This is a genomic window from Nitratireductor aquimarinus, from assembly GCF_017255295.1.
Lineage (GTDB): Bacteria > Pseudomonadota > Alphaproteobacteria > Rhizobiales > Rhizobiaceae > Nitratireductor > Nitratireductor aquimarinus.
In genome coordinates this window covers 457,469-477,240 of sequence record NZ_JAFKDE010000002.1, presented here as the reverse complement: position 1 = coordinate 477,240, position 19,772 = coordinate 457,469, and the positions used below count along the sequence as shown (strand labels likewise).

22 protein-coding genes are annotated in these 19,772 nt (G+C 61.1%); 12 read left to right on the top strand and 10 right to left on the bottom strand.

The genetic code is table 11. The features are described from left to right. Positions 1 to 9 precede the first annotated feature (9 nt). Positions 10 to 405 carry an FAD synthase family protein gene (locus tag JYP46_RS02630; RefSeq protein WP_206547185.1) on the top strand — a complete coding sequence of 132 codons (396 nt, stop codon included), beginning with the start codon at positions 10 to 12 and terminating at the stop codon, positions 403 to 405. Positions 406 to 510: 105 nt separating this feature from the next. Next, complete coding sequence (locus tag JYP46_RS02625) at positions 511 to 1,596, top strand: LicD family protein (RefSeq protein ID WP_206547184.1); 1,086 nt, start codon at positions 511 to 513, stop codon at positions 1,594 to 1,596. A 36-nt stretch (positions 1,597 to 1,632) separates the two neighbouring features. On the opposite strand, the gene JYP46_RS02620 is transcribed toward JYP46_RS02625, so the two are convergent. From JYP46_RS02620 to JYP46_RS02595, 6 genes are all read right to left on the bottom strand, one after another. Continuing rightward, on the bottom strand, positions 1,633 to 2,364 hold the full coding sequence (locus tag JYP46_RS02620; protein WP_206547183.1) for an ABC transporter ATP-binding protein: 732 nt from the start codon (positions 2,362 to 2,364) through the stop codon (positions 1,633 to 1,635). Beyond that, positions 2,364 to 3,155, bottom strand: coding sequence for an ABC transporter permease (locus JYP46_RS02615; protein WP_222473823.1), 792 nt, complete (start codon positions 3,153 to 3,155; stop codon positions 2,364 to 2,366). The genes JYP46_RS02620 and JYP46_RS02615 overlap by 1 nt, the downstream gene beginning before the upstream one ends. Positions 3,156 to 3,339: 184 nt before the next feature. After that, the gene (locus JYP46_RS02610) at positions 3,340 to 4,008 is read right to left on the bottom strand and encodes a helix-turn-helix domain-containing protein (protein ID WP_113154379.1); all 669 of its coding nucleotides are present in this window, start codon (positions 4,006 to 4,008) and stop codon (positions 3,340 to 3,342) included. A gap of 79 nt (positions 4,009 to 4,087) precedes the next feature. Further along, the gene (locus JYP46_RS02605; RefSeq protein ID WP_222473822.1) at positions 4,088 to 4,390 is read right to left on the bottom strand and encodes a hypothetical protein; all 303 of its coding nucleotides are present in this window, start codon (positions 4,388 to 4,390) and stop codon (positions 4,088 to 4,090) included. A gap of 178 nt (positions 4,391 to 4,568) precedes the next feature. Further along, positions 4,569 to 5,186 (bottom strand): response regulator FixJ, encoded by a 618-nt coding sequence (fixJ, locus tag JYP46_RS02600; RefSeq protein WP_113154377.1) that lies wholly within the window; start codon positions 5,184 to 5,186, stop codon positions 4,569 to 4,571. Beyond that, positions 5,179 to 6,603 carry a PAS domain-containing sensor histidine kinase gene (locus JYP46_RS02595; RefSeq protein WP_390881194.1) on the bottom strand — a complete coding sequence of 475 codons (1,425 nt, stop codon included), beginning with the start codon at positions 6,601 to 6,603 and terminating at the stop codon, positions 5,179 to 5,181. Before JYP46_RS02595 ends, fixJ begins: the two co-directional genes overlap by 8 nt. Positions 6,604 to 6,819: 216 nt before the next feature. Between JYP46_RS02595 and JYP46_RS02590 the strand changes: the two genes are divergently transcribed. After that, on the top strand, positions 6,820 to 7,137 hold the full coding sequence (locus JYP46_RS02590; RefSeq protein ID WP_206544758.1) for a DUF6455 family protein: 318 nt from the start codon (positions 6,820 to 6,822) through the stop codon (positions 7,135 to 7,137). On the opposite strand, the gene JYP46_RS02585 is transcribed toward JYP46_RS02590, so the two are convergent. Continuing rightward, positions 7,098 to 8,276 (bottom strand): NnrS family protein, encoded by a 1,179-nt coding sequence (locus JYP46_RS02585; RefSeq protein ID WP_206547181.1) that lies wholly within the window; start codon positions 8,274 to 8,276, stop codon positions 7,098 to 7,100. The two genes, JYP46_RS02590 and JYP46_RS02585, sit on opposite strands and share 40 nt — an antisense overlap. Positions 8,277 to 8,525: 249 nt before the next feature. On the opposite strand from JYP46_RS02585, the gene JYP46_RS02580 reads away from it, so the two are divergent. Then, positions 8,526 to 9,227 (top strand): Crp/Fnr family transcriptional regulator, encoded by a 702-nt coding sequence (locus JYP46_RS02580; RefSeq protein WP_206544756.1) that lies wholly within the window; start codon positions 8,526 to 8,528, stop codon positions 9,225 to 9,227. A gap of 26 nt (positions 9,228 to 9,253) precedes the next feature. On the opposite strand, the gene JYP46_RS02575 is transcribed toward JYP46_RS02580, so the two are convergent. Beyond that, complete coding sequence (locus tag JYP46_RS02575) at positions 9,254 to 9,463, bottom strand: DUF1858 domain-containing protein (protein ID WP_206547180.1); 210 nt, start codon at positions 9,461 to 9,463, stop codon at positions 9,254 to 9,256. 120 nt (positions 9,464 to 9,583) lie between these two features. After that, positions 9,584 to 10,948 carry an oxygen-independent coproporphyrinogen III oxidase gene (hemN, locus tag JYP46_RS02570; protein ID WP_206547179.1) on the bottom strand — a complete coding sequence of 455 codons (1,365 nt, stop codon included), beginning with the start codon at positions 10,946 to 10,948 and terminating at the stop codon, positions 9,584 to 9,586. 158 nt (positions 10,949 to 11,106) lie between these two features. Here hemN and ccoN point away from each other — a divergent pair, with 158 nt between their 5' ends. From ccoN to ccoS, 8 genes are all read left to right on the top strand, one after another. Then, the gene (ccoN, locus tag JYP46_RS02565) at positions 11,107 to 12,747 is read left to right on the top strand and encodes a cytochrome-c oxidase, cbb3-type subunit I (protein ID WP_113154373.1); all 1,641 of its coding nucleotides are present in this window, start codon (positions 11,107 to 11,109) and stop codon (positions 12,745 to 12,747) included. Between the two features lie 12 nt (positions 12,748 to 12,759). Then, positions 12,760 to 13,491, top strand: a complete 732-nt coding sequence (ccoO, locus tag JYP46_RS02560; protein ID WP_113154372.1) for a cytochrome-c oxidase, cbb3-type subunit II — start codon at positions 12,760 to 12,762, stop codon at positions 13,489 to 13,491. Between the two features lie 12 nt (positions 13,492 to 13,503). Further along, positions 13,504 to 13,656, top strand: coding sequence for a cbb3-type cytochrome c oxidase subunit 3 (locus JYP46_RS02555; RefSeq protein ID WP_113154371.1), 153 nt, complete (start codon positions 13,504 to 13,506; stop codon positions 13,654 to 13,656). A 1-nt stretch (position 13,657) separates the two neighbouring features. Beyond that, on the top strand, positions 13,658 to 14,524 hold the full coding sequence (gene ccoP, locus JYP46_RS02550) for a cytochrome-c oxidase, cbb3-type subunit III (protein WP_206544753.1): 867 nt from the start codon (positions 13,658 to 13,660) through the stop codon (positions 14,522 to 14,524). A 169-nt stretch (positions 14,525 to 14,693) separates the two neighbouring features. Beyond that, positions 14,694 to 16,271, top strand: coding sequence for a cytochrome c oxidase accessory protein CcoG (gene ccoG / locus JYP46_RS02545; protein WP_206547178.1), 1,578 nt, complete (start codon positions 14,694 to 14,696; stop codon positions 16,269 to 16,271). Continuing rightward, a complete protein-coding gene (locus JYP46_RS02540) occupies positions 16,268 to 16,762 on the top strand; it encodes a FixH family protein (RefSeq protein WP_113154368.1) in 495 nt (164 codons plus the stop codon). The genes ccoG and JYP46_RS02540 overlap by 4 nt, the downstream gene beginning before the upstream one ends. Beyond that, a complete protein-coding gene (locus JYP46_RS02535) occupies positions 16,759 to 19,044 on the top strand; it encodes a cation-translocating P-type ATPase (protein ID WP_206547177.1) in 2,286 nt (761 codons plus the stop codon). Before JYP46_RS02540 ends, JYP46_RS02535 begins: the two co-directional genes overlap by 4 nt. Continuing rightward, positions 19,041 to 19,241, top strand: coding sequence for a cbb3-type cytochrome oxidase assembly protein CcoS (ccoS, locus tag JYP46_RS02530; protein ID WP_206547176.1), 201 nt, complete (start codon positions 19,041 to 19,043; stop codon positions 19,239 to 19,241). The genes JYP46_RS02535 and ccoS overlap by 4 nt, the downstream gene beginning before the upstream one ends. A gap of 101 nt (positions 19,242 to 19,342) precedes the next feature. On the opposite strand, the gene JYP46_RS02525 is transcribed toward ccoS, so the two are convergent. Beyond that, complete coding sequence (locus JYP46_RS02525) at positions 19,343 to 19,768, bottom strand: universal stress protein (protein ID WP_206544749.1); 426 nt, start codon at positions 19,766 to 19,768, stop codon at positions 19,343 to 19,345. Positions 19,769 to 19,772: the final 4 nt, after the last annotated feature.

Here is a 19,772-nt window from a genome sequence, read left to right as displayed (position 1 = left end):
AGCTACGCCGTGCGAACCGTGATCACATTCGGAACGTTTGATGTGTTCCACATAGGCCATCTCAATATTCTGAAGCGTGCACGCGATCTCGGAGATAAACTGGTCGTCGGAGTTTCAACGGATGCGTTGAACTTCAAGAAAAAGAACCGCTACCCGATCTACCGGGAAGAGGACAGGCTCGCGATCATAGCTGGACTGAGCTGCGTTGACGGCGTCTTTCGAGAAGAAAGTCTCGAATGGAAAGGCCAGTACATCCGTGAACAAAAAGCGGATATCCTGGTGATGGGAGATGATTGGGCCGGAAAGTTCGACGTCTTCAAAGAACTTTGCGAGGTCGTCTACCTGCCACGTACAGCCGACATCTCCACGACGGAACTTCTGGCCGGAATACGTGCGGCCTCCTGAATGCGACCCATTTCCAAAAGCTACCGCCTTCTGAACTTCTTGAACAGAAGACACTCCGCCCCTGTCAAAGGAACAGTCTCGGGAGCATCTTGGGCGCTCGCTGCGGTGTCCAGCAACTCCTTCACACTTGCCAATCATGTCCGCTCGAAAATTGCTGCCGATGACTTCAAGACGGGGCTGAGGCAGCTCCACTGGATCACAAGGCGAAGCCCGTTTCGGCTTTCGCTTCTGAATGACCGTTTTTTTGACCCTACCGACGGCATGGAGTTGACGGAACTTCAGGCGTTTCATCGCTATCTGGATCGAATAGGCGGCAAGCGTTCCCCGTTTGATGACGCCACGGACAGGCTGTATGCGCTGGCTCGTGAAGCGCACCTGCACCTGACGCAAGGCGACCAAGCCAAGTTTGAGCAGACACTGCAAACCTACCGGCGTTGTTTCAGGGAAGCCGAAGAGCTGCTGAAAGATATCAAACCAGCGCCCAGACAGGGGAAGCCCAAACATGGCGAAAACGAAAACGTTTTCTCCAAATCAGATGCGCGACACGCGCTATCGGATTTTGCTGCTCTTGCGGCTCAGAACGGTTCTCCCTGGTACGTGATATCGGGAACTTTCCTGGGACTGATCCGTGAGGGCGGATGGCTGGATCACGATTACGACGTCGACATCGGGGTGCATGCGGAAGAGTTCGACCTTCAGCAGATGAAAACGGCACTCCAGGAGTGTCCTGCTTTTGAGATACGGAAGATCGACAATCAGATACGCATTGCCCGGCAGGGCGATCGCTATGTGATCGAAAACCTTCCCACCATGATCAAGGTGATCCACAAGAGCGGGATAAACATCGACTTGTTCGTTCACTACCTGGAGGATGGCGTGCGATGGCATGGCTCAATCTTACATCGGTGGGACAACCACGATTTTGAGCTGGTGGATTATGAACTCGATGGTGTTGCCGTGAAAGGTCCGAAGAATGCCGACCAGTATCTAACGGAGAACTACGGCGACTGGAAAACACCTGTGACCGAGTTCAATTGCACAACCGGAACTCCAAACCTGGCGATCGTCAGCAATCTCTTTTCGCCAGCCCTTTTCCTAAAACGCGTAGGCGCACTGTATGAAGAGGGGAATTATGAACAGGCAGAGAAACTCAAGAAAAGTCTCTCGGGGCACCCGCTGATCGAGGGATAATTTCGATCAGCGGAAGAAAACAAAAACGCCTTTTTTTTACTTGCTGCCGTTCGCCCACTCTTCAACGGAAAGCAGGCTCCTCAGCTTCCCCTTTTCCAAATGCAAAACCTTGTTACAGCTCTTCTGGATAAGGTTCTTATTATGGCTGGCCAGCACGATAATTCCCGCCTCTTCCGTAATCTCCTGCATACGTGCCTTGGCCTTTTCCTGGAATTCAGGATCCCCAGCGCCGATCCACTCATCCATCAGCAGGACTTCGGGTTCCGTTGCAGTGGCGACCGCAAAAGCCAAGCGGGCGGCCATCCCCTGACTGTAGGACTTTAGCGGAAGATCAATAAAATCCCCCAGCTCGGAAAACTCGACGATTTCATCAATCCTGTCTGAGATCTGCTCCGGCGTCCACCCGTTGATCAGACAACGAAGTTCGATGTTCCGCCGTCCGCTTGCCCCTGCACGAAACCCCAGACGGATATTGAAGAGCGCATCAACACGCCCCTCCACGTCAACGGTTCCGGAGGTCGGCTCGTAAATCCCGTAGAGCACCTTGAGAAGCGTGGTCTTGCCTGCACCATTGGAACCCACAAGCCCCAGGCGATCCCCCGCCTTCAGCGAAAAACTGATGCCATCCAGAGCCTGCACATAGGCAGAGCCCCCCTCGCGCATGATCGCGCCGCCCGTGGCCTTCGCCTGCTGACGACCAGGGGCAAGTGAAAACCTCTTCTGCAGGCGATACCGCAGCCCGAGATCTTTTACATCAACAGAAACCATTACAAGACAAACACGACTTTCTTGCGAAGACTTCCCAACAGCCACATAGCAACAATCCAGCAGCAAAGACCGATCATCAAGGTGATGTTAAAAGCGACCAAGGGAAAGCCCCCTTCTATGATAGGCGCACGCACGACATGCAGGACCCAAGTGAACGGGTTATACATATAGATGTAATCACGCAGACTATCGCCACCTCCATAACTCCAGAAAATTGGTGTTAAAAAGAGGCCGAGCCTGAGAAGATTTGAAACAATAAACTGCAGATCAGGGAACCAGGCGCCAGCCATTGCCAATACAATAACAACAGCTGGTGTAATTGCAGCGATCAAGGCAATTCCCAAGACCGCATAACCGATATCCATCAGGCTTGGAGAGACATCAGAAAAAAGAAGCAGAAGAAGGCACCCGGCCCCGGAGTAGCAGGCACGGATAAATGCCTGCATGCACAAGCGCATTACGTAGACAGTTATCGGTAATGGGGTTCCGAGAATAAGGCTCTCTTCGCGTTTGAACAGTGTCACGGAGCGCGAAATGAGCTCCGAGCAGTAAAACCAGACAAAAAGCCCGATAGCAACGTAAGCCACGTGATGCCCAACATCTTCACCGCGACCGAAGACGACGATGAAGGCCCCTGCAAGGAGGAGATAGTTCAATAGCATCCACAGCGGGCCAAGGGTGGTTCGACGATGCTGATCATCCAGATCTTCGCGCGCCAAAGCCGCCCAAACGTAATAGCGTTTCAGGCCAGCGCATATATCCGAGACAGCCTCACCGAAAACCGAAGCCAAAGTCGATCGTCCCTTTTACCATTCGTCTGCCCATAGATCGCCCCGACTTGTCCCGTCCGAAATCAGAACAGGCAATCAGGACAACGCTCTATACCGTTTGGATAGACCGAATACCAGAAAAGAGTCTTTCTAGACTGAATGCTTCTTTGAACTGTATCCGCGCACTGGTTCTCGCCCCGCCGCTTCAGGCGCACATGGCCCTGAGGGCGGCTTCGTCGACCACTTCCACCGTGCGCGTGTTGGCCAGGCGGACGAGGCCCTTGCTCTTGAACTTCGAGAAAGTGCGCGAAACCGTTTCGATGGTCAGGCCCAGATAATCGCCAATATCGGTGCGCGACATGGGAAGCTGCACCTCGCGGGCATTGTCCTGGCGCTCCATCATGTCGAGAAGGAAGGCAGCGACGCGTTCGGCGGCGTTCTGCCGGCCGATCACCAGAAGATGCTCCTGCGCACGAACGAGCGCACCCAGAGCGGCGTCCAGCGTCTGACGCCAGTTGCCTTCATTGGCAGGCTGACGGAACACGCGAATGCCGGCCGGGCCAACGGCTTCAGCAAAGAAATGATGATGGCCGTCGGCTTCGAAACCGAACACTTCGCCCGCCACATGGAAGGCGCTGATCTGACGGCGACCGTCCGACAGGAGGCGATAGAGGCGAACCGCACCGAACTCGACCTGATAGAGCGCATTGGCGCGCTCGCCCTGCGCATAGACCTCTTCATTGGCCTCGAAGAAGGCAATCTGGTGCGGCTGGTCGGGAGAAAACGACGCAGGCGCCGGACGCGCCTCGGCAAGACGCTGATGCCCCCGGAAAGGAGCTGTCGGTGCGTGTGCGGTTGCGGCCTGTGCAAACATGGGTGCCTCCGTCGTTTGGATGCTCCATTACTGCCGCAATGCCCGCACGCGCGAAATTCGGTTTTGTCCCTACGGGATTCTACGTAGCGCCTCTCAGATCGCGATGCCGGGCCTGCTCCAGAAGGTCGTGAACCGCGTTGACGACGGCGCTCCCAAGGAGCGGTTTTTCTATGGTTCTTATGTGCCCGGCCTGCGGCATCTCATCCAGCGTATCGGCCAGAAGAACGAGTGGCCCGGCCCCGCCAAGCAGCCGTTCAAGCGGCACCTTCATGTCGGCAAGGACTTCATGATCCACAATCGTGCAGGCAGCCGTGCGGCGCAGCCGTTCAACCTCTTCCAGATTGCGCGGCACGACAACGTCGTACCCCTCCGATTCAAGCATGAATCGCAGTGACAATCGAAAGGCTGAATCGGGCGCCACCACGAGAATCATTGCATGCACATCCCGGCATCTCCTCACTGCCGGGCAACGCAAATCAGTCACCGCAGCAGTGTACAATCTCTGCCGTCGGTCGCCATCGTGCTTTGCGTTGGATCAAAACGCCCAGTGAAAGGCGAAATCAGCCGACCGGATCACCGGCCTGCAGGACCATGCGAACCAGTTCCGGCAGGTTTCTGGCCTGCATCTTGGACATCACATTGGCCCGGTGAACCTCGACCGTGCGCGGGGAAATATCGAGTTCAAAGGCGATCGTCTTGTTGGGCATGCCCGCCACGATCCGGCGCATCACCTGCTGTTCGCGCTCCGAAAGCTGCTCCACCCGGCCCCGCACCAGCGCCGCATCGGCGGCGGCCGGTGGCCGCTTGTCGAGTTCGCAGATCGCGCGGGAAAGCGCCTCCATGAGCGTGTCGTCGGAGAACGGCTTCTCGATGAAGTCGAGCGCGCCCGCCTTCATCGCCTCGACCGCCATCGGCACGTCGCCATGGCCGGTGATGACGATGGCCGGCAGCATGGCGCCGTGCTCGTTCAGCCGCTGCAGAAGCTCGACGCCGCTCATGTCCGGCATTCTCAGATCGGTGATCAGGCAGGCATTCTGCAGCCCGGGCGCAACCTTGAGAAAGGCCGTTGCCGATTCATGCACCCGCGCCACATGCCCGGACATGGTGAGCAGAAAAGCCAGCGATTTGCGCACCGGCTCTTCATCATCAACGATATGGATCACCACATCATCAGGCATTCTGCAATTCCTGCTCTTCCATTGCGGGCAGCGTGAAACGGAATGTCGTCCCCTCGCCCGAACTCACGATCAGTTTCAACATGCCGCCATGGGCCTCGGCAATCCGCTTTGAGATCGCAAGCCCCACGCCCATGCCGCCCCTCTTGGATGAAACGAACGGCTTGAAAAGGTTCTCGGCGATCTCCTCGGGAACTCCCGTTCCCGTATCGGACACGTCAATGTCTATGGCATCGCCTTCCTCGTTGAAAGCCACGGTCACCTTGAGTTCGCGACCGTCACTCTCGCGCATCGCCTCCATGGCATTGCGCATGAGATTGATCAAGATCTGCTGGATCTGCACCCGGTCCACGAAAACCCTGCCAAGCCCGGCTTCGAACTCGAAGACGGTGTGCACGCCGAGCTCGCGTGAGCCCATCAGGGCGAGTGCGGCGGCCTCCTCGACCAGTTTTTGCAGGTCTTCCGGGTGCTTCTCGCTCTCACCACGCGAGACGAATTCACGCAGATGACGGATGATCTGTCCGGCATGAAGCGACTGCCGCGCCGTCTCTTCCAGCGCATCGCGCATGCGCTCGGCCACGGGGTCATCCAGATCGTTCAGGAGCCGCTTGCAGCCCTGCACATAGTTGGAGACGGCCGAAAGCGGCTGATTGAGTTCATGCGCCAGGGTCGAGGCCATTTCCCCCAGCTCGTTGAGGCGGGCAAGACGCGCCAGTTCCGCCTGCACCTCTTCCATCTGCGCTTCGGTTTCCGCACGCTCGGTCAGGTCACGGATGAAACCGGTGAAGAAGGTGCGCCCGCCACTCTTCATCTCGCCAACAGCGAGCTTCATGGGAAAGGTGGAGCCATCCTTGCGCTGACCGACCACCACGCGGTCGATGCCGATGATGCGGCGTTCACCCGTGGTCTTGTAGCGCTCGATATAGCCGTCATGCTGCCCGCGATAGGGCTCGGGCATCAGCATTTTCACATTGTTGCCGCGCGCCTCGTCTTCCGTATAGCCGAACTGGCGCACTGCTGCGCGGTTGAACGACACCATCGTTCCCTTGTGGTCGATGACCACGGTGGCGTCCGGAACCGTGTCGAGAATGGAGTTCAGATGCGCGTCGCGCGCCGCAAGCTGCTGGCGCACCAGCTTTCCCGCATCTTCGGCGTTGAAATAGGCAGCGCCCACATGGGCGATAAGGATGAGAAAGGCGATGAGCGCGGCAAACACGGGAAGCGAGAGCGGCAGCGTGTCCACGACGCCGACCAGCGCCACGGCTCCGGCAACCAGCGCCACCGCGACAATTCCGGCAACACGCCCGCCAAGGATCGCGGCGTAAAGGGCCGTGAGCGATGCAAGGAAAATGATCCAGATGCCGCTGAACGCCGGCCCCATCCACAGGCGGGCGGCCAGAAGGATCAGACTGCCGCCCATGGCAACGACATAGCCCGGCACCCCGGTGCGGCGCGCCGGTTCAGCAATATCGAAATCGTGACCCAAGATTGCCCCTTCCGCAACGGGTTCGTTTGTGGTGCGCATTATTTCCGCACGTGCGTGTCACTGCAAGCCTCGGCCATGGCACAATTGCCAACTGTTTGATCCAGCGCAAAGCGCACTGTATCGTAACGGGTGATAGTCTCCGATTAATGTTTGGAGTCGGAAATGAAACGCTTGTCCCAGAAAATTGAAACGCATGCCAAATTGATGGGCAAGATGATGGACCGCTGCGATGTGGATTTGCAGCGGCTCGCTGCCGATCGCCTTGGCCTGACGCTCGCCTCGGCCGTTCGCACCTGCGCCCGCTGCCGCAATGCCGATTCCTGTCAGGGCTGGCTGGCGGCAACTGCCGGAGAAACAAAACGCCAGCCGCCGTCCTTCTGCCCGAACGCAGTTCTCTTCGATAAAATGACGCGCCTTGAGGAAGAGCCTCAGGACGAACGCCTCGCCCTGAGCAGCGCCGGGCTGTAGAGCAGCGCAAACCCGAGAAACGCGATCATCCAGGCCGTTCCGGAAATGTGAACCCAGGCCAGTCCCGGCTCGAAAGCAGCCCAGACGCGCACGATTGCGGCCACGCAGACAGCACCGAAGATCACGCCTCCCGCCAGTCCGGCCTTCAGCATGCGCCCGGTGTGCCCCAGCGTCGCGCGCATCATGACCGCCAGCGTCATCGCGCCAATGGCGCCGCCGCCGAGCGCATGAAACCCGGCGGCCTGCGGCACGCTCTCGGGCAACAGCGCCGAGAGCGCCAGCAGCCCGAGACCGAAGGGCACGAAGGCATAGGCGATGTGCAGCATGAGCACCAGCGCGTCCCGCACGGTGCGCTCACCGGCCCAGCGCGTCAGGCGAACGGCCTGCGAGACTGCGGCGATTGCAAGCAGAACGCCCGTCAGCAGCGCCTCGGGCAGAAACACCCACAGAGTAAGCGCCGCCGTTGAAACGACGAGCGACGCGACGTCATATTGCCCGAACGGCACGGGTAGACGCCCGGGATTTTCGCGCACCAGCCAGTTGCGGGTGAAGCTCGGAATGATGCGCCCGCCGATGATCATGATCAGGACAATGGCTGCGCCAAGGCCAAGCCGGCGGCTCACATCGGAGATCCCTGCCGTCTGCACCTCGACATGAAACAGGATGTTGGCGAGCAGAAGAACCGCAAGCGGCATCAGCACCTTGAGATTGCGCCAGTTGCGGCCGGCAACGATTTCGCGCACAGCCGCCAGCGTCAGCGCCACGAGAAACGCATTGTCGATGATGGCGGCCTGCCACCATCCAAGCGATGCGGAATAGTAGATGGCCACCCGCCCCGCGATCCACAGCGCGACCAGAACCGCGAGCGGCGTTCCCTGCACGGGCAGCCGCCCGGTCCAGTTGGGAATGGCGGTGAGCAGAAAGCCGGCGACGACAGCCGCCAGAAAGCCGAACAGCATCTCGTGCACATGCCAGTCGACCGGCAGGAAAAGACTGCGCGTTTCAAGAAGCCCCATATAGATGGGCAACCAGGCGAGAATGGAGAGGCCCGAATAGGCTGCGCCCAGAAGGAAGAAGGGCCGAAACCCATAGGACAACACCGCCGGCCCCTCATAGGCCCGCAATCTCGGTACAGCCATCGCCAACTCCTGAAAAGCTAGGGCCGGACGGATGCTTCCCCCATTCCGTCCGGCCGGCTGCTGCGTCGACGCTACCGGACTGGCCGGTGCGCACCGCCGCTGGTTGTCGCAGCAGCATCTCATGAAGAGCCGTTGGATATCCTTTTGGGTGGCTCTCTGAGTGTTTTTCTAGCGGCTTTCGCGCCGCGAGAATTTGCGCTAGCGCAAAGACGGTCTAAAAAAAGCGCGATTTTGAACGCGGAGTTGCAAATGCCGGGCCTCGACCCTTCGCTGATTGCCGATCTGCCCAGCTTTTCGGGGCTGGAGCGCCGGGAGCTGGAGACGCTTCTGGGCTATGCCCAGCCCCTGCGCTATTCCGAAGGCGCGACAGTCTTCGCCCAGGGCGATGAAGCGGAATCGTTTTACGTCCTGCTCGATGGCCACATTCGCGTGGTTCGCTCAACGCCCGAGGGGCAACAGGTGATCGTGCGCTATATCAGCGTCGGCGAACTGTTCGGCATCGCAGCCGCCCTTGGCCGCAGCACCTATCCGGCGTCCGCTGTCGCCGCAGCAGAATGCGTGGCGCTCGCCTGGCCCAACGCGAAATGGGACGAACTGACCGCACGCTTCCCTTCACTTGGCGCGAACACCTACAAGACCGTCGGCGGCCGTCTGCAGGACGCGCATACGCGCGTTGTCGAAATGTCGACCGAGCAGGTCGAGCAGCGGGTGGCCCATGCTCTCCTGCGCCTCGTCAAGCAGACCGGACGCAAGACCGCCGAAGGGGTGGAGATCGACTTTCCGATCACCCGGCAGGACATCGCGGAGATGACCGGCGCGACGCTGCACACGGTCAGCCGCGTCCTTCAGGCATGGGAGAAGGACGGCATCGTTCGCGGTGGCCGCAAGCGCGTCGTGGTGATCAGCCCGCACCGCCTGCTCCTGAAAGCCGAGGCCCGCAAGGAGAGCTAGGGTCCTGACCCTGGGGTCAGAATCCGTCAGCCCTCCGTGATTGCCAGTTCCAGCTCACGCCTGAACGCCTTTTCATCGATGCCATGTTCCTGGCAGGCGTCGCTCACCGAATGAAACGCGGTAATCGGGCACCCCACGCACAGCATGTGATGGCTCAGCATCACCGCGACCGTGTCCGGCCAGCGCTCCATGATCTCCTCAAGCGTCATCCCGGCACGCAAATGCGTCTGTCGCATCGTCGCCTCCTCCAGACCGAAACATCCTCCACTCAGGCATTCAGCTCGATGGCTTCGACACGCAGGATAGCGGCCTTCGGGCCACGGTTCATTGCGCTGACGCAACAAGCCGCGCGTCGGTCACACGGCAGCAGAGTGGCGCGCGCCGCCACGCTTCAGATACTGGTCGAACAGCGCAGCCGTCGAACGCACCAGCGGCCGCGCCTCGTCACGCAGGCTGAAGGTGCCGCCATCTTCCACCAGTCCGGCCTCTTCGTCCGCCTGACGCGCCTCGCTCACGATCCGCCGCCCGCATTCGCCGAATAGCCGGATTGCCTCTTCGCCCGAAAAGGCGAAGTCGCACATGAGCCGCTCGATCACCCAGGCCCGCGCCTGATCCTCTTCGCTGAGCGCGATGCCCCGCGCCGTGGCCAGACCGCCTTCGCTGACGATGCGCTCGTAATTCGCAGTCGCCGGCGTGTTCTGCGCATAGCCCTGCGGCAGGCGCGACACCGATGAAGGCCCGAGCCCGATCAGCGTCCGGCAGGCATCTTCCGTATAGCCCTGGAAATTGCGGAACAGCCGCCCTTCCCGCGCAGCCACCGCCAGCGGATCGTCCGGCTTTGCGAAATGATCGAGCCCGATGGTCTGATATCCCGCCTCGCGGATGATGCGCGCCGTTTCCTGCTGCTGCGCAAAGCGCTCTTCCGGCCCCGGAAGAAACGCCTCGTCGATCATCGTCTGGTGCTTCTTGAACCAGGGCACATGCGCATAGCCGAAAAGCGCGATGCGATCCGGCGAAAGCGTCAGCGCCTGCCTGATCGTATCGGCCACGCTTTCAAGCGTCTGGTGCGGCAGGCCGTAGAGCAGGTCCAGATTGACCGAGTGCACGCCGCGCGCGCGAACGCCATCCACAACGCCCCTGGTCTGTTCAAAGGTCTGCTCGCGATTGATGGCCGTCTGCACCTTCGGGTCGAAATCCTGCACGCCAAGGCTGGCGCGCGTCATGCCGATTGCCGCAAACGCGTCGAACCGCGCATCGTCCATATCGTTGGGATCGAGTTCGACACTGATCTCCGCATCATCGGCGAAGTTGAAGGCGTCTTTCAGCGCCGCGCCCAGCCGCAGCACGTCTTCGGGCCGGAGCATGGTAGGCGAGCCGCCGCCGAAATGGAGCGCGCGGATGCGCCCATTGCCATCCAGCACGTTTCCCACAGTCTTTATTTCACTAAGGAGCGCGTCCAGAAACGCCGCGACCGGCTCGTAACGGCGGGTCATTTTCGTGTGGCAGGCGCAGAACCAGCACAGCCGATCACAAAAAGGGATGTGTACATAGAGCGACACGTCGTCGCTGCTGCCCGTCTGTTGCAGCCATCCACGGAAGGTTTCTGCGCCGATTCCTGCATGGAAATGCGGGGCCGTCGGATAGCTCGTATAGCGCGGAACCGCTTCTGAATAACGGGTTGCCGGCACTGTCCCGGTGATCTGTTCGCCTGCGCGCTGCATGTTGACCATCCCTCATAATGAACGGAAACTGTTTTTCATGGCTGGGGGCGCGCAGCTTTGACGCAGATCAAGGCAGTTCGGTTCCCGTTAAGAGATGCGTTGAATGTGGGAATCGGGGAACGGATTCCCGCGAGCTTTTCTGGATTGGGGAAACAGCAATGAGATTTGGCACCGAGATCGTATTGGTCGGCCTGGCTGCTTTTGCAGCTCTGGCCGCTGCGGGTCTGGCGCAGGATTCAGCTTTTCAGGCCCATATGTGGGTTCTGTTCTTTGTCCTGCTGGGATCGGCGATCGTGTTGATGCGCAACACCAGCTTTGCGCCCGAGGGCGCGGCATCGATACCGCTCAAGGCCGACACCGACGGCTATATGGACGGTCCGATACGGTACGGCGTCATCGCAACGACATTCTGGGGCGTTGTCGGCTTTCTGGTTGGCGTCATCGTGGCGCTCCAGCTTGCCTACCCGGATTTGAACATCGAACCGTGGTTCAACTTCGGCCGCACCCGGCCGCTGCACACCTCGGCCGTTATCTTCGCCTTCGGCGGCAACGCGCTGATCGCCACCTCGTTCTACGTGGTGCAGCGCACGAGCCGGGCGCGCCTGTTTGGCGGCAACCTGGCCTGGTTCGTGTTCTGGGGCTATCAGCTCTTCATCGTCATGGCGGCAACCGGCTATCTTCTGGGCATCACCCAGAGCCGTGAATACGCCGAGCCGGAATGGTATGTGGACCTGTTCCTCACCATTGTCTGGGTGGCGTATTTCATCGTCTTCTTCGGCACGATCATGAGGCGCAAGGAGCCACATATCTATGTGGCCAACTGGTTCTACCTGTCCTTCATCGTGACCATCGCGATGCTGCACATCGTGAACAACCTTGCTGTTCCCGTTTCGCCCTTCGGTTCCAAGAGCTACTCGCTCTTTGCCGGCGTTCAGGACGCACTGACCCAGTGGTGGTACGGCCACAACGCGGTGGGCTTCTTCCTGACCGCCGGCTTCCTCGGCATGATGTATTACTTCATTCCGAAGCAGGCCGACCGTCCGGTTTACTCCTACCGTCTGTCGATCATTCACTTCTGGGCGCTGATCTTCCTGTACATCTGGGCCGGTCCGCACCACCTGCACTACACCGCCCTGCCCGACTGGGCGCAGACGCTGGGCATGGTCTTCTCGATCATGCTGTGGATGCCGTCCTGGGGTGGCATGATCAACGGTCTGATGACGCTTTCGGGCGCATGGGACAAGCTGCGCACCGACCCGATCATCCGCATGATGGTTCTGGCCGTTGCCTTCTACGGCATGTCCACCTTCGAAGGTCCGCTGATGTCCATCAAGGCCGTCAACTCGCTGTCGCACTACACTGACTGGACCATCGGTCACGTGCATTCCGGTGCGCTCGGCTGGGTCGGCATGATCACCTTCGGCGCACTCTACTATCTGGTTCCGAAGCTGTGGCACCGCGAGCGTCTCTACTCGCTGCGGCTCGTCACCTGGCACTTCTGGCTCGCCACCCTCGGCATCGTGGTCTATGCGGCCGTGATGTGGGTCTCCGGCATCCAGCAGGGTCTGATGTGGCGCGAGTACGACTCTCAGGGCTTCCTGGTCTACTCCTTCGCCGAAACCGTGGCTGCAATGCACCCCTACTACGTGCTGCGCGCACTCGGCGGCGTGCTCTTCCTGCTCGGTGGCATCGTCATGGCCTACAACCTGGCCATGACCATCCTCGGCCACCAGCGCGAGGAAGAGCCGATCGGCGGCACTGTCGTACAGCCCGCAGCCACCATTCAAAACGCCGGTTAAGGAGCCCACACGATGGCATTGCTGGACAAACACAAGATCATCGAAAAGAACGCCACACTGCTCCTGGTGGGATCGTTCCTCGTGGTTACCGTCGGCGGCATCGTCGAGATCGTGCCTCTCTTCTATCTGGAGAACACGATCGAGAAGGTGGAGGGCATGCGCCCTTACTCGCCGCTGGAGCTGGCCGGACGCAACATCTATGTCCGTGAAGGGTGCTACACCTGTCACAGCCAGATGATCCGTCCGTTCCGCGACGAGGTGGAGCGTTACGGCCATTACAGCCTGGCGGCGGAATCGATGTACGATCACTCCTTCCAGTGGGGATCGAAGCGCACGGGCCCGGATCTGGCCCGTGTGGGTGGCCGCTACTCCAACGAGTGGCACGTCGACCATCTGATCGAGCCGCGCTCCGTGGTGCCGGAATCGATCATGCCGAGCTACGCCTTCCTCAAGGACACCCCGCTCGAGATCAACGATTTCTCGACCGAGCTCATCGCCAATCAGCGCGTGGGTGTGCCCTACACGGAAGAAATGGTGCTCAACGCCAATGCGGACATTCGCGCCCAGGCTGATCCGAATGCGGATACGTCCGGGCTCGAAGAACGCTATCCCAAGGCCGTTCTGGGTGATTTCGACGGAAACCCCAACGCGCTGACGGAGATGGACGCGCTGATCGCCTATCTGCAGATGCTCGGCACGCTGGTTGATTTCTCGACCTACGACGAAACGGCCGGATATCGGTGAGGAGGATAAATCATGGAAGCCTATACAGCGCTCCGACAGTTCGCAGATAGCTGGGGCCTACTGGCCATGACCGTCTTCTTCATCGGCGTGGTCATCTTCGCCTTCCGTCCCGGAAGCAAGAAGAGCGCCGAAGAAGCCGCACGCATCCCGCTTAAGGACGATTGAGATGAGTGAGAAGAAAGATATCGACGAGGTTTCCGGCGTCTCGACCACCGGCCATGAGTGGGACGGCATCAAGGAACTCGACAACCCCATGCCCCGCTGGTGGGTCTGGACCTTTTACGCCACCATCGTGTGGGCGATCGGCTACACCGTCGCCTACCCGGCATGGCCGCTGGTCAGCTCCGCCACCCAGGGCGTTCTGGGCTATTCGAGCCGCAGCGAGTTCTCCACCACCATGGACGTGGTCTCTGCACAGCAGGCCGATCTGCGTCAGGCCATCGCCGACAAGTCGCTTGAAGAGATTCTCGCCGACGAGACGCTGCGCCGCTTTGCGACCGCAGCAGGCGACGCCGCGTTCAAGGTCAACTGCTCGCAGTGCCATGGCTCGGGCGCGCAGGGTTCTGCCGGTTATCCGAACCTCAATGACGATGACTGGCTGTGGGGCGGAGACATCGAATCGATTCACCAGACCATCGCGCACGGCGTGCGCTTTGCTGGCGACGACGACACCCGCTTCGGCGAAATGCCGGCCTTCGGCGACATCCTGAGCGCTGACGAGATCCGTCAGGTGGCCGCCCATGTGGTGTCCTTCACCGGAACGCCGTCCGACCCGGCGCTGGCCGAGGCCGGTGCACAGGTCTTCGCCGACAACTGCGCTTCCTGCCACGGCGACAATGGCCAGGGCGACATCACCTTCGGTGCGCCGAACCTGGCCGATGCGATCTGGCTCTACGGTTCCAGCGAGCGGGAAATCGCCGCGCAGGTGCGTCAGCCGAAGCACGGCGTCATGCCAGCCTGGCAGGCCCGCCTTGGCGATCCGACGGTCAAGCAACTGTCCGTCTACGTCTACTCCCTTGGTGGCGGCCAGTAGCCGCAGCGCCATACGGAAAGCAAAAACCCGGCCATCTGGCCGGGTTTTTTGTCGCAGCGACGTAACGTCGACTTTCCCTGCGCGCAAAAAGGGCTTTGATCGGGATCAATGCACTGGTGCACCCTGAGAGACTAGAAATTTCAATACCGAGCAGTCTGCGAGCCGCCGAATGACCCTTGTTACGAACAATGCAGCCAGCAACGACGTCGAACGACTTGATGCCGAAGCTGTAAACTCCGCCGGCAAGCGGCAATCGCTTTACGCCGCGCGCAAGAAGATTTTCCCCAAGCGCGCCTCCGGGCAGTTCCGGCGGTTCAAGTGGCTGATCATGCTGGTCACGCTGGGCATCTATTACCTGACGCCCTGGATTCGCTGGGATCGCGGCCCCTACGCACCCGATCAGGCCGTGCTCGTGGATCTGGCCAACCGGCGCTTCTACTTCTTCTTCATTGAGATCTGGCCGCAGGAATTCTTCTATGTCGCGGGCTTGCTCGTCATGGCTGGCATCGGGCTCTTCCTGATCACCTCCACGGTGGGACGCGCATGGTGCGGCTACACCTGCCCGCAGACGGTCTGGGTCGACCTCTTCCTCGTGGTGGAGCGCGCCATTGAGGGCGACCGCAATGCGCGCATCAAACTTGATGGCGCGCCCATGTCGGTCAACAAGCTCGGCAAGCGCTTTTCCAAGCACCTGATATGGCTTCTGATCGCGGTGGCGACAGGCGGTGCCTGGGTGTTCTACTTCGCCGACGCCCCTGCTCTGCTCATCGACCTCGTGACCGGTCAGGCGGCCCCCGTCGCCTACATCACCATCGCCGTTCTGACCGCCACCACCTATGTGTTCGGCGGCCTGATGCGCGAACAGGTCTGCACCTATATGTGCCCGTGGCCGCGCATTCAGGCGGCCATGCTCGACGAAAACTCGCTGACCGTCACCTACAATGACTGGCGCGGCGAACCCCGCACCCGCCATGCCAAGAAGGCTGCGGCAGCCGGTCAGACTGTTGGCGACTGCGTCGACTGTAACGCCTGTGTGGCGGTCTGCCCGATGGGCATCGACATTCGCGACGGCCAGCAGCTCGAGTGCATCACCTGCGCCCTGTGCATCGACGCCTGTGACGGCGTGATGGACAAGCTCGGTCGCGACCGCGGTCTCATCTCCTATGCGACCCTCTCCGACTACAATGCCAACATGGCGCTCGCCACCGCCGGCGGCACCGACGCGATCAACCCCGACCGCGTGCGCAACGAAAACGGTCGCCTGACCGACAAGGTCGCGCATTTCCGCTGGAAGAAGATCTTCCGCCCGCGCACCTTCGTCTATTTCGGCGCGTGGTCGCTGGTCGGTCTCGCCATGCTCTACGCCCTCCTGACCCGTGACCGGCTGGAAGTGAACGTCCTGCACGACCGCAATCCGCAATATGTGCTTCTGTCCGACGGCTCCGTGCGCAACGGCTACACGGTCAAGCTCCTGAACATGATCCCGGAACCGCGTGTAATCGTGCTGTCGCTCGACGGCCTGCCGGGTGCTACAATGAACGTGGTCGGCCTCGATCAGGCGGAAGGCCGCTCGGCCTCCGTGCCCGTGGAGCCGGATCGCTTGCGTGAAGTGCGCATTTTCGTCACCCTGCCTGCGGACCGTCTCGACGAGGCCGGCGAAAGGTTCAGCTTTGTTGTTGAAGACAAGGCCAGCTTCGAGAGCGACGTTTACCGGGCCAGCTTCAACATTCCGGAGGCCTCACGATGAGCAGCGCACAAAAGCAGAAAGTCTTCACCGGGTGGCACATGCTCGCCATCATGATCGCTTTCTTCGGCGTCATCATCGCGGTGAACCTGACCATGGCCTTCTACGCCAATTCGAGCTGGACCGGCCTTATCGTCAAGAACAGCTATGTGGCGAGCCAGACCTTCAACGAGCGTGCGGCAGAGGGCCGCGCGCAGGCCGCACTCGGCTGGAACGGCGACCTCATCGTTGAGGACGGCGCGATCACCTATCGCCTGACCGATGCCAGCGGCAGCCTGATCCCGCTCGACGGCGTCAAGCTGATCATGCACCGTCCCGTGACGGCGGACGAAGACACGACGCTCGAGCTTGAGCGCCGCCCCGATGGCGCTTTCGGCGTCGACCATGGTCCCGGTGACGGCACCTGGGTCGTCAGCATCACCGCCGAAGCCGGTCTCGACCATCCCTATCGCGACGTACGTCGCATCGTCATCAAGGACGGAGCACTGAGATGAGCTGTTGCGCCCCCGGCACCGAAATGGCGCTGGAAGCGGAACAGGCCCGCGATGCCGGGCCGCGTTCGGAAGAAATCCTTCTCGCCAGCCGCACCGTCGGCGAAGGCGTGAAGCAAACGGATCTTTCCGTGCCCGGCGTCCATTGCGGTGCTTGCATTCAGACAATCGAGAGCGCGCTCAGCAAGCTTGACGGCGTTGTCGGCGCGCGTGTCAATCTCTCCACCAAGCGCGTCAGCGTGAAGTGGCGCGATGGCGAACTGCCGCCCATCATCGATACGCTGAACCGGCTGGGCTACGCCGCCCACCTGTTCGACAGCGTCGAATCCGGCAAGGACCCCGTCCTGTCGCAGCTGATCCGCGCCGTGGCTATCTCCGGCTTTGCCGCCAGCAACATCATGCTTCTGTCCGTGTCGGTCTGGTCCGGCGCGGAAGACAGCACGCGCGATCTCTTTCACTGGCTCTCCGCGCTGATCGCCCTGCCCGCGCTCGTCTTTGCCGGCGGCATCTTCTACAGCTCCGCCTGGAACGCGCTGCGCCACGGGCGCATGAACATGGATGTGCCCATCGCGCTCGGCGTATCGCTTGCCTACGGGCTCAGCATCTATGAGACCATCAACAGCGGCCAGCACGCCTATTTCGACGCCTCGGTCTCGCTCCTCTTCTTCCTTCTGATCGGACGCACGCTCGACCACGTGATGCGCGAACGCGCCCGCACCGCCGTGAAGGGGCTTGCCCGCCTTGCTCCACGCGGCGCGCTGGTCGTCGCCGAGGATGGCGGTCGCGATTATCTTCCGCTGCAGGAAGTCACGCCCGGCATGAAGCTGGTCGTCGCCGCTGGTGAACGCATTCCCGTCGACGGCGTGGTCATGACCGGCGCTTCGGAGCTGGATTGCTCCATGGCCACCGGCGAAAGCGCGCCCCAGCCGGTCAAGCCCGGCTCGGATGTGCGCGCCGGCATGCTCAACCTCACCCAGCCGCTGGTGATGGAATCGACCGCCACCGCCGACACCTCCTTCCTTGCCGAAATGATGCGCCTCATGGAGGCGGCCGAAGGTGGCCGCGCGCATTATCGCCGGCTGGCAGACCGCGCCTCTGCACTGTACTCGCCGGTGGTCCACGCCACCGCCTTCATCACCTTTCTGGGCTGGATGGCGGCCAGCGGCGACTGGCATCGCGCAATTACCATCGCCATTGCCGTTCTCATCATCACCTGCCCCTGTGCGCTTGGCCTTGCCGTGCCGATCGTTCAGGTCGTCGCCGCCCGCCGGCTGTTTGAAAACGGCATCATGGTGAAGGACGGCGCGGCCATGGAGCGCTTCGCCCAGATCGACACCGCCGTGTTCGACAAGACCGGCACGCTCACGCTCGGCATTCCCGAATTGCGCAATCTGGCAGACATCGACCCGCAGGTTCTCGCCATCGCCGCTTCCGTGGCCTCCCACTCGCGCCACCCCTTCTCCCGCGCCATTCTGCGCGCTGCGGGTTCCGCCCGCGCAACCACCGCCTTCGACAGTGTCGAGGAGGTGCCGGGCCTTGGCATCGAGGCGCGCTCCGGCGGCACCGTCTGGCGGCTTGGCCGCGCAGGCTGGTCGCTTGGCCGCGAAGATGCGCATGAGAATGACGCCGGCGGCACCGTCCTTTCGCGCAATGGCGAAGAGCTGGCCGCCTTCCGTTTCGAAGACCGGCTGCGGCCCGACGCGAAGAAGGCCGTCGCCTTCCTCCAGAAGAATGGCGTCAGCATCGAGATCATCTCCGGCGACAGCGAAGAACAGGTCCGCGACATTGCCGAGAAACTCGGCGTCGAGCGTTTTCAGGCGGGCGTCCTGCCCGGCGAGAAGCTTGACCGGATGCGCGCGCTCGCAGCCGAAGGCCGCAAGGTTCTGATGGTTGGCGACGGGCTGAACGATGCGCCCGCACTTGCTGCGGCACACGTCTCCATGGCTCCGGCCACGGCAGCCGACATTGGCCGCAACGCCGCCGATTTCGTGTTTCTGCGCGACAACATGCTGGCCGTGCCGCTCGCCCGCGACGTATCGCGCCGCGCCGGCCGTCTGATCCGTCAGAATTTCGGCCTGGCCATCATCTACAACCTGCTGGCCGTTCCGATCGCCGTGCTTGGCTATGTCACGCCACTCGTGGCGGCGGTCGCCATGTCGCTGTCGTCGCTGATCGTCATCGGCAATGCGCTGCGCCTGCGCACCGACAGGCGTCTGGTCGGACCGGCGGAAGCCAAGGCCCCGACACAGGGCCACAACGCGCCCCTCGCCGAGGCTGCGGCATGACCAATCTCGTCATTCTCATTCCGATTGCCCTCTTCCTTGGCGCAGTCGGCCTTGCCGCCTTCCTCTGGTCGCTCAAGAGCGGCCAGTACGAAGACCTCGACGGAGCAGCGGAACGCATCCTGTTCGATGATGACGACAGCCCGGACGATCCCCCGAACGACCCGCCGAACAACGCGAAAGACGGGAAGAAACGCTGATCCCGGCAAGACAGGCAGACACAAAAAAACGGCCGCGCTCCCTCAGGAAGCACGGCCGTTTTCTTTGAGTTCGATTACCGGCTCGGCAATTGCAAAAAACGCTAGCGCACCACCAGAACCGAAATGGAGGCATGCCGCACAACGCGCGCGGCATTCGGCCCGATGAGGTAATCCTCCGGGCTTGGGCGCGAAGCCGACAGCACGATCAGATCCGCCTTCACTTCACCCGCATAGCGCAGGATCTCGCGATAGATCGATCCATGGCCGACAATGTGCCGATGCTTGATTTCGTCGGGCACATATTTCTTCGTGAACTCATGCAGCGCCTCATTGGCGTGCTGGATCGCGTCATGCTCATGCCCCTTGGGAAAGAAACCGCCGACGATGGACATGCCGTAATCGGGCACGACCGTCATCACATGCAGGCGGCTACCGAAGGTGCGGGCGTAATCGACCGCTGTTTCCAGCGTGCGCACCTCCCCCTCGGCATGCCCCAGATCGATGGAAACGAGAATGTCCTTATACATGGAT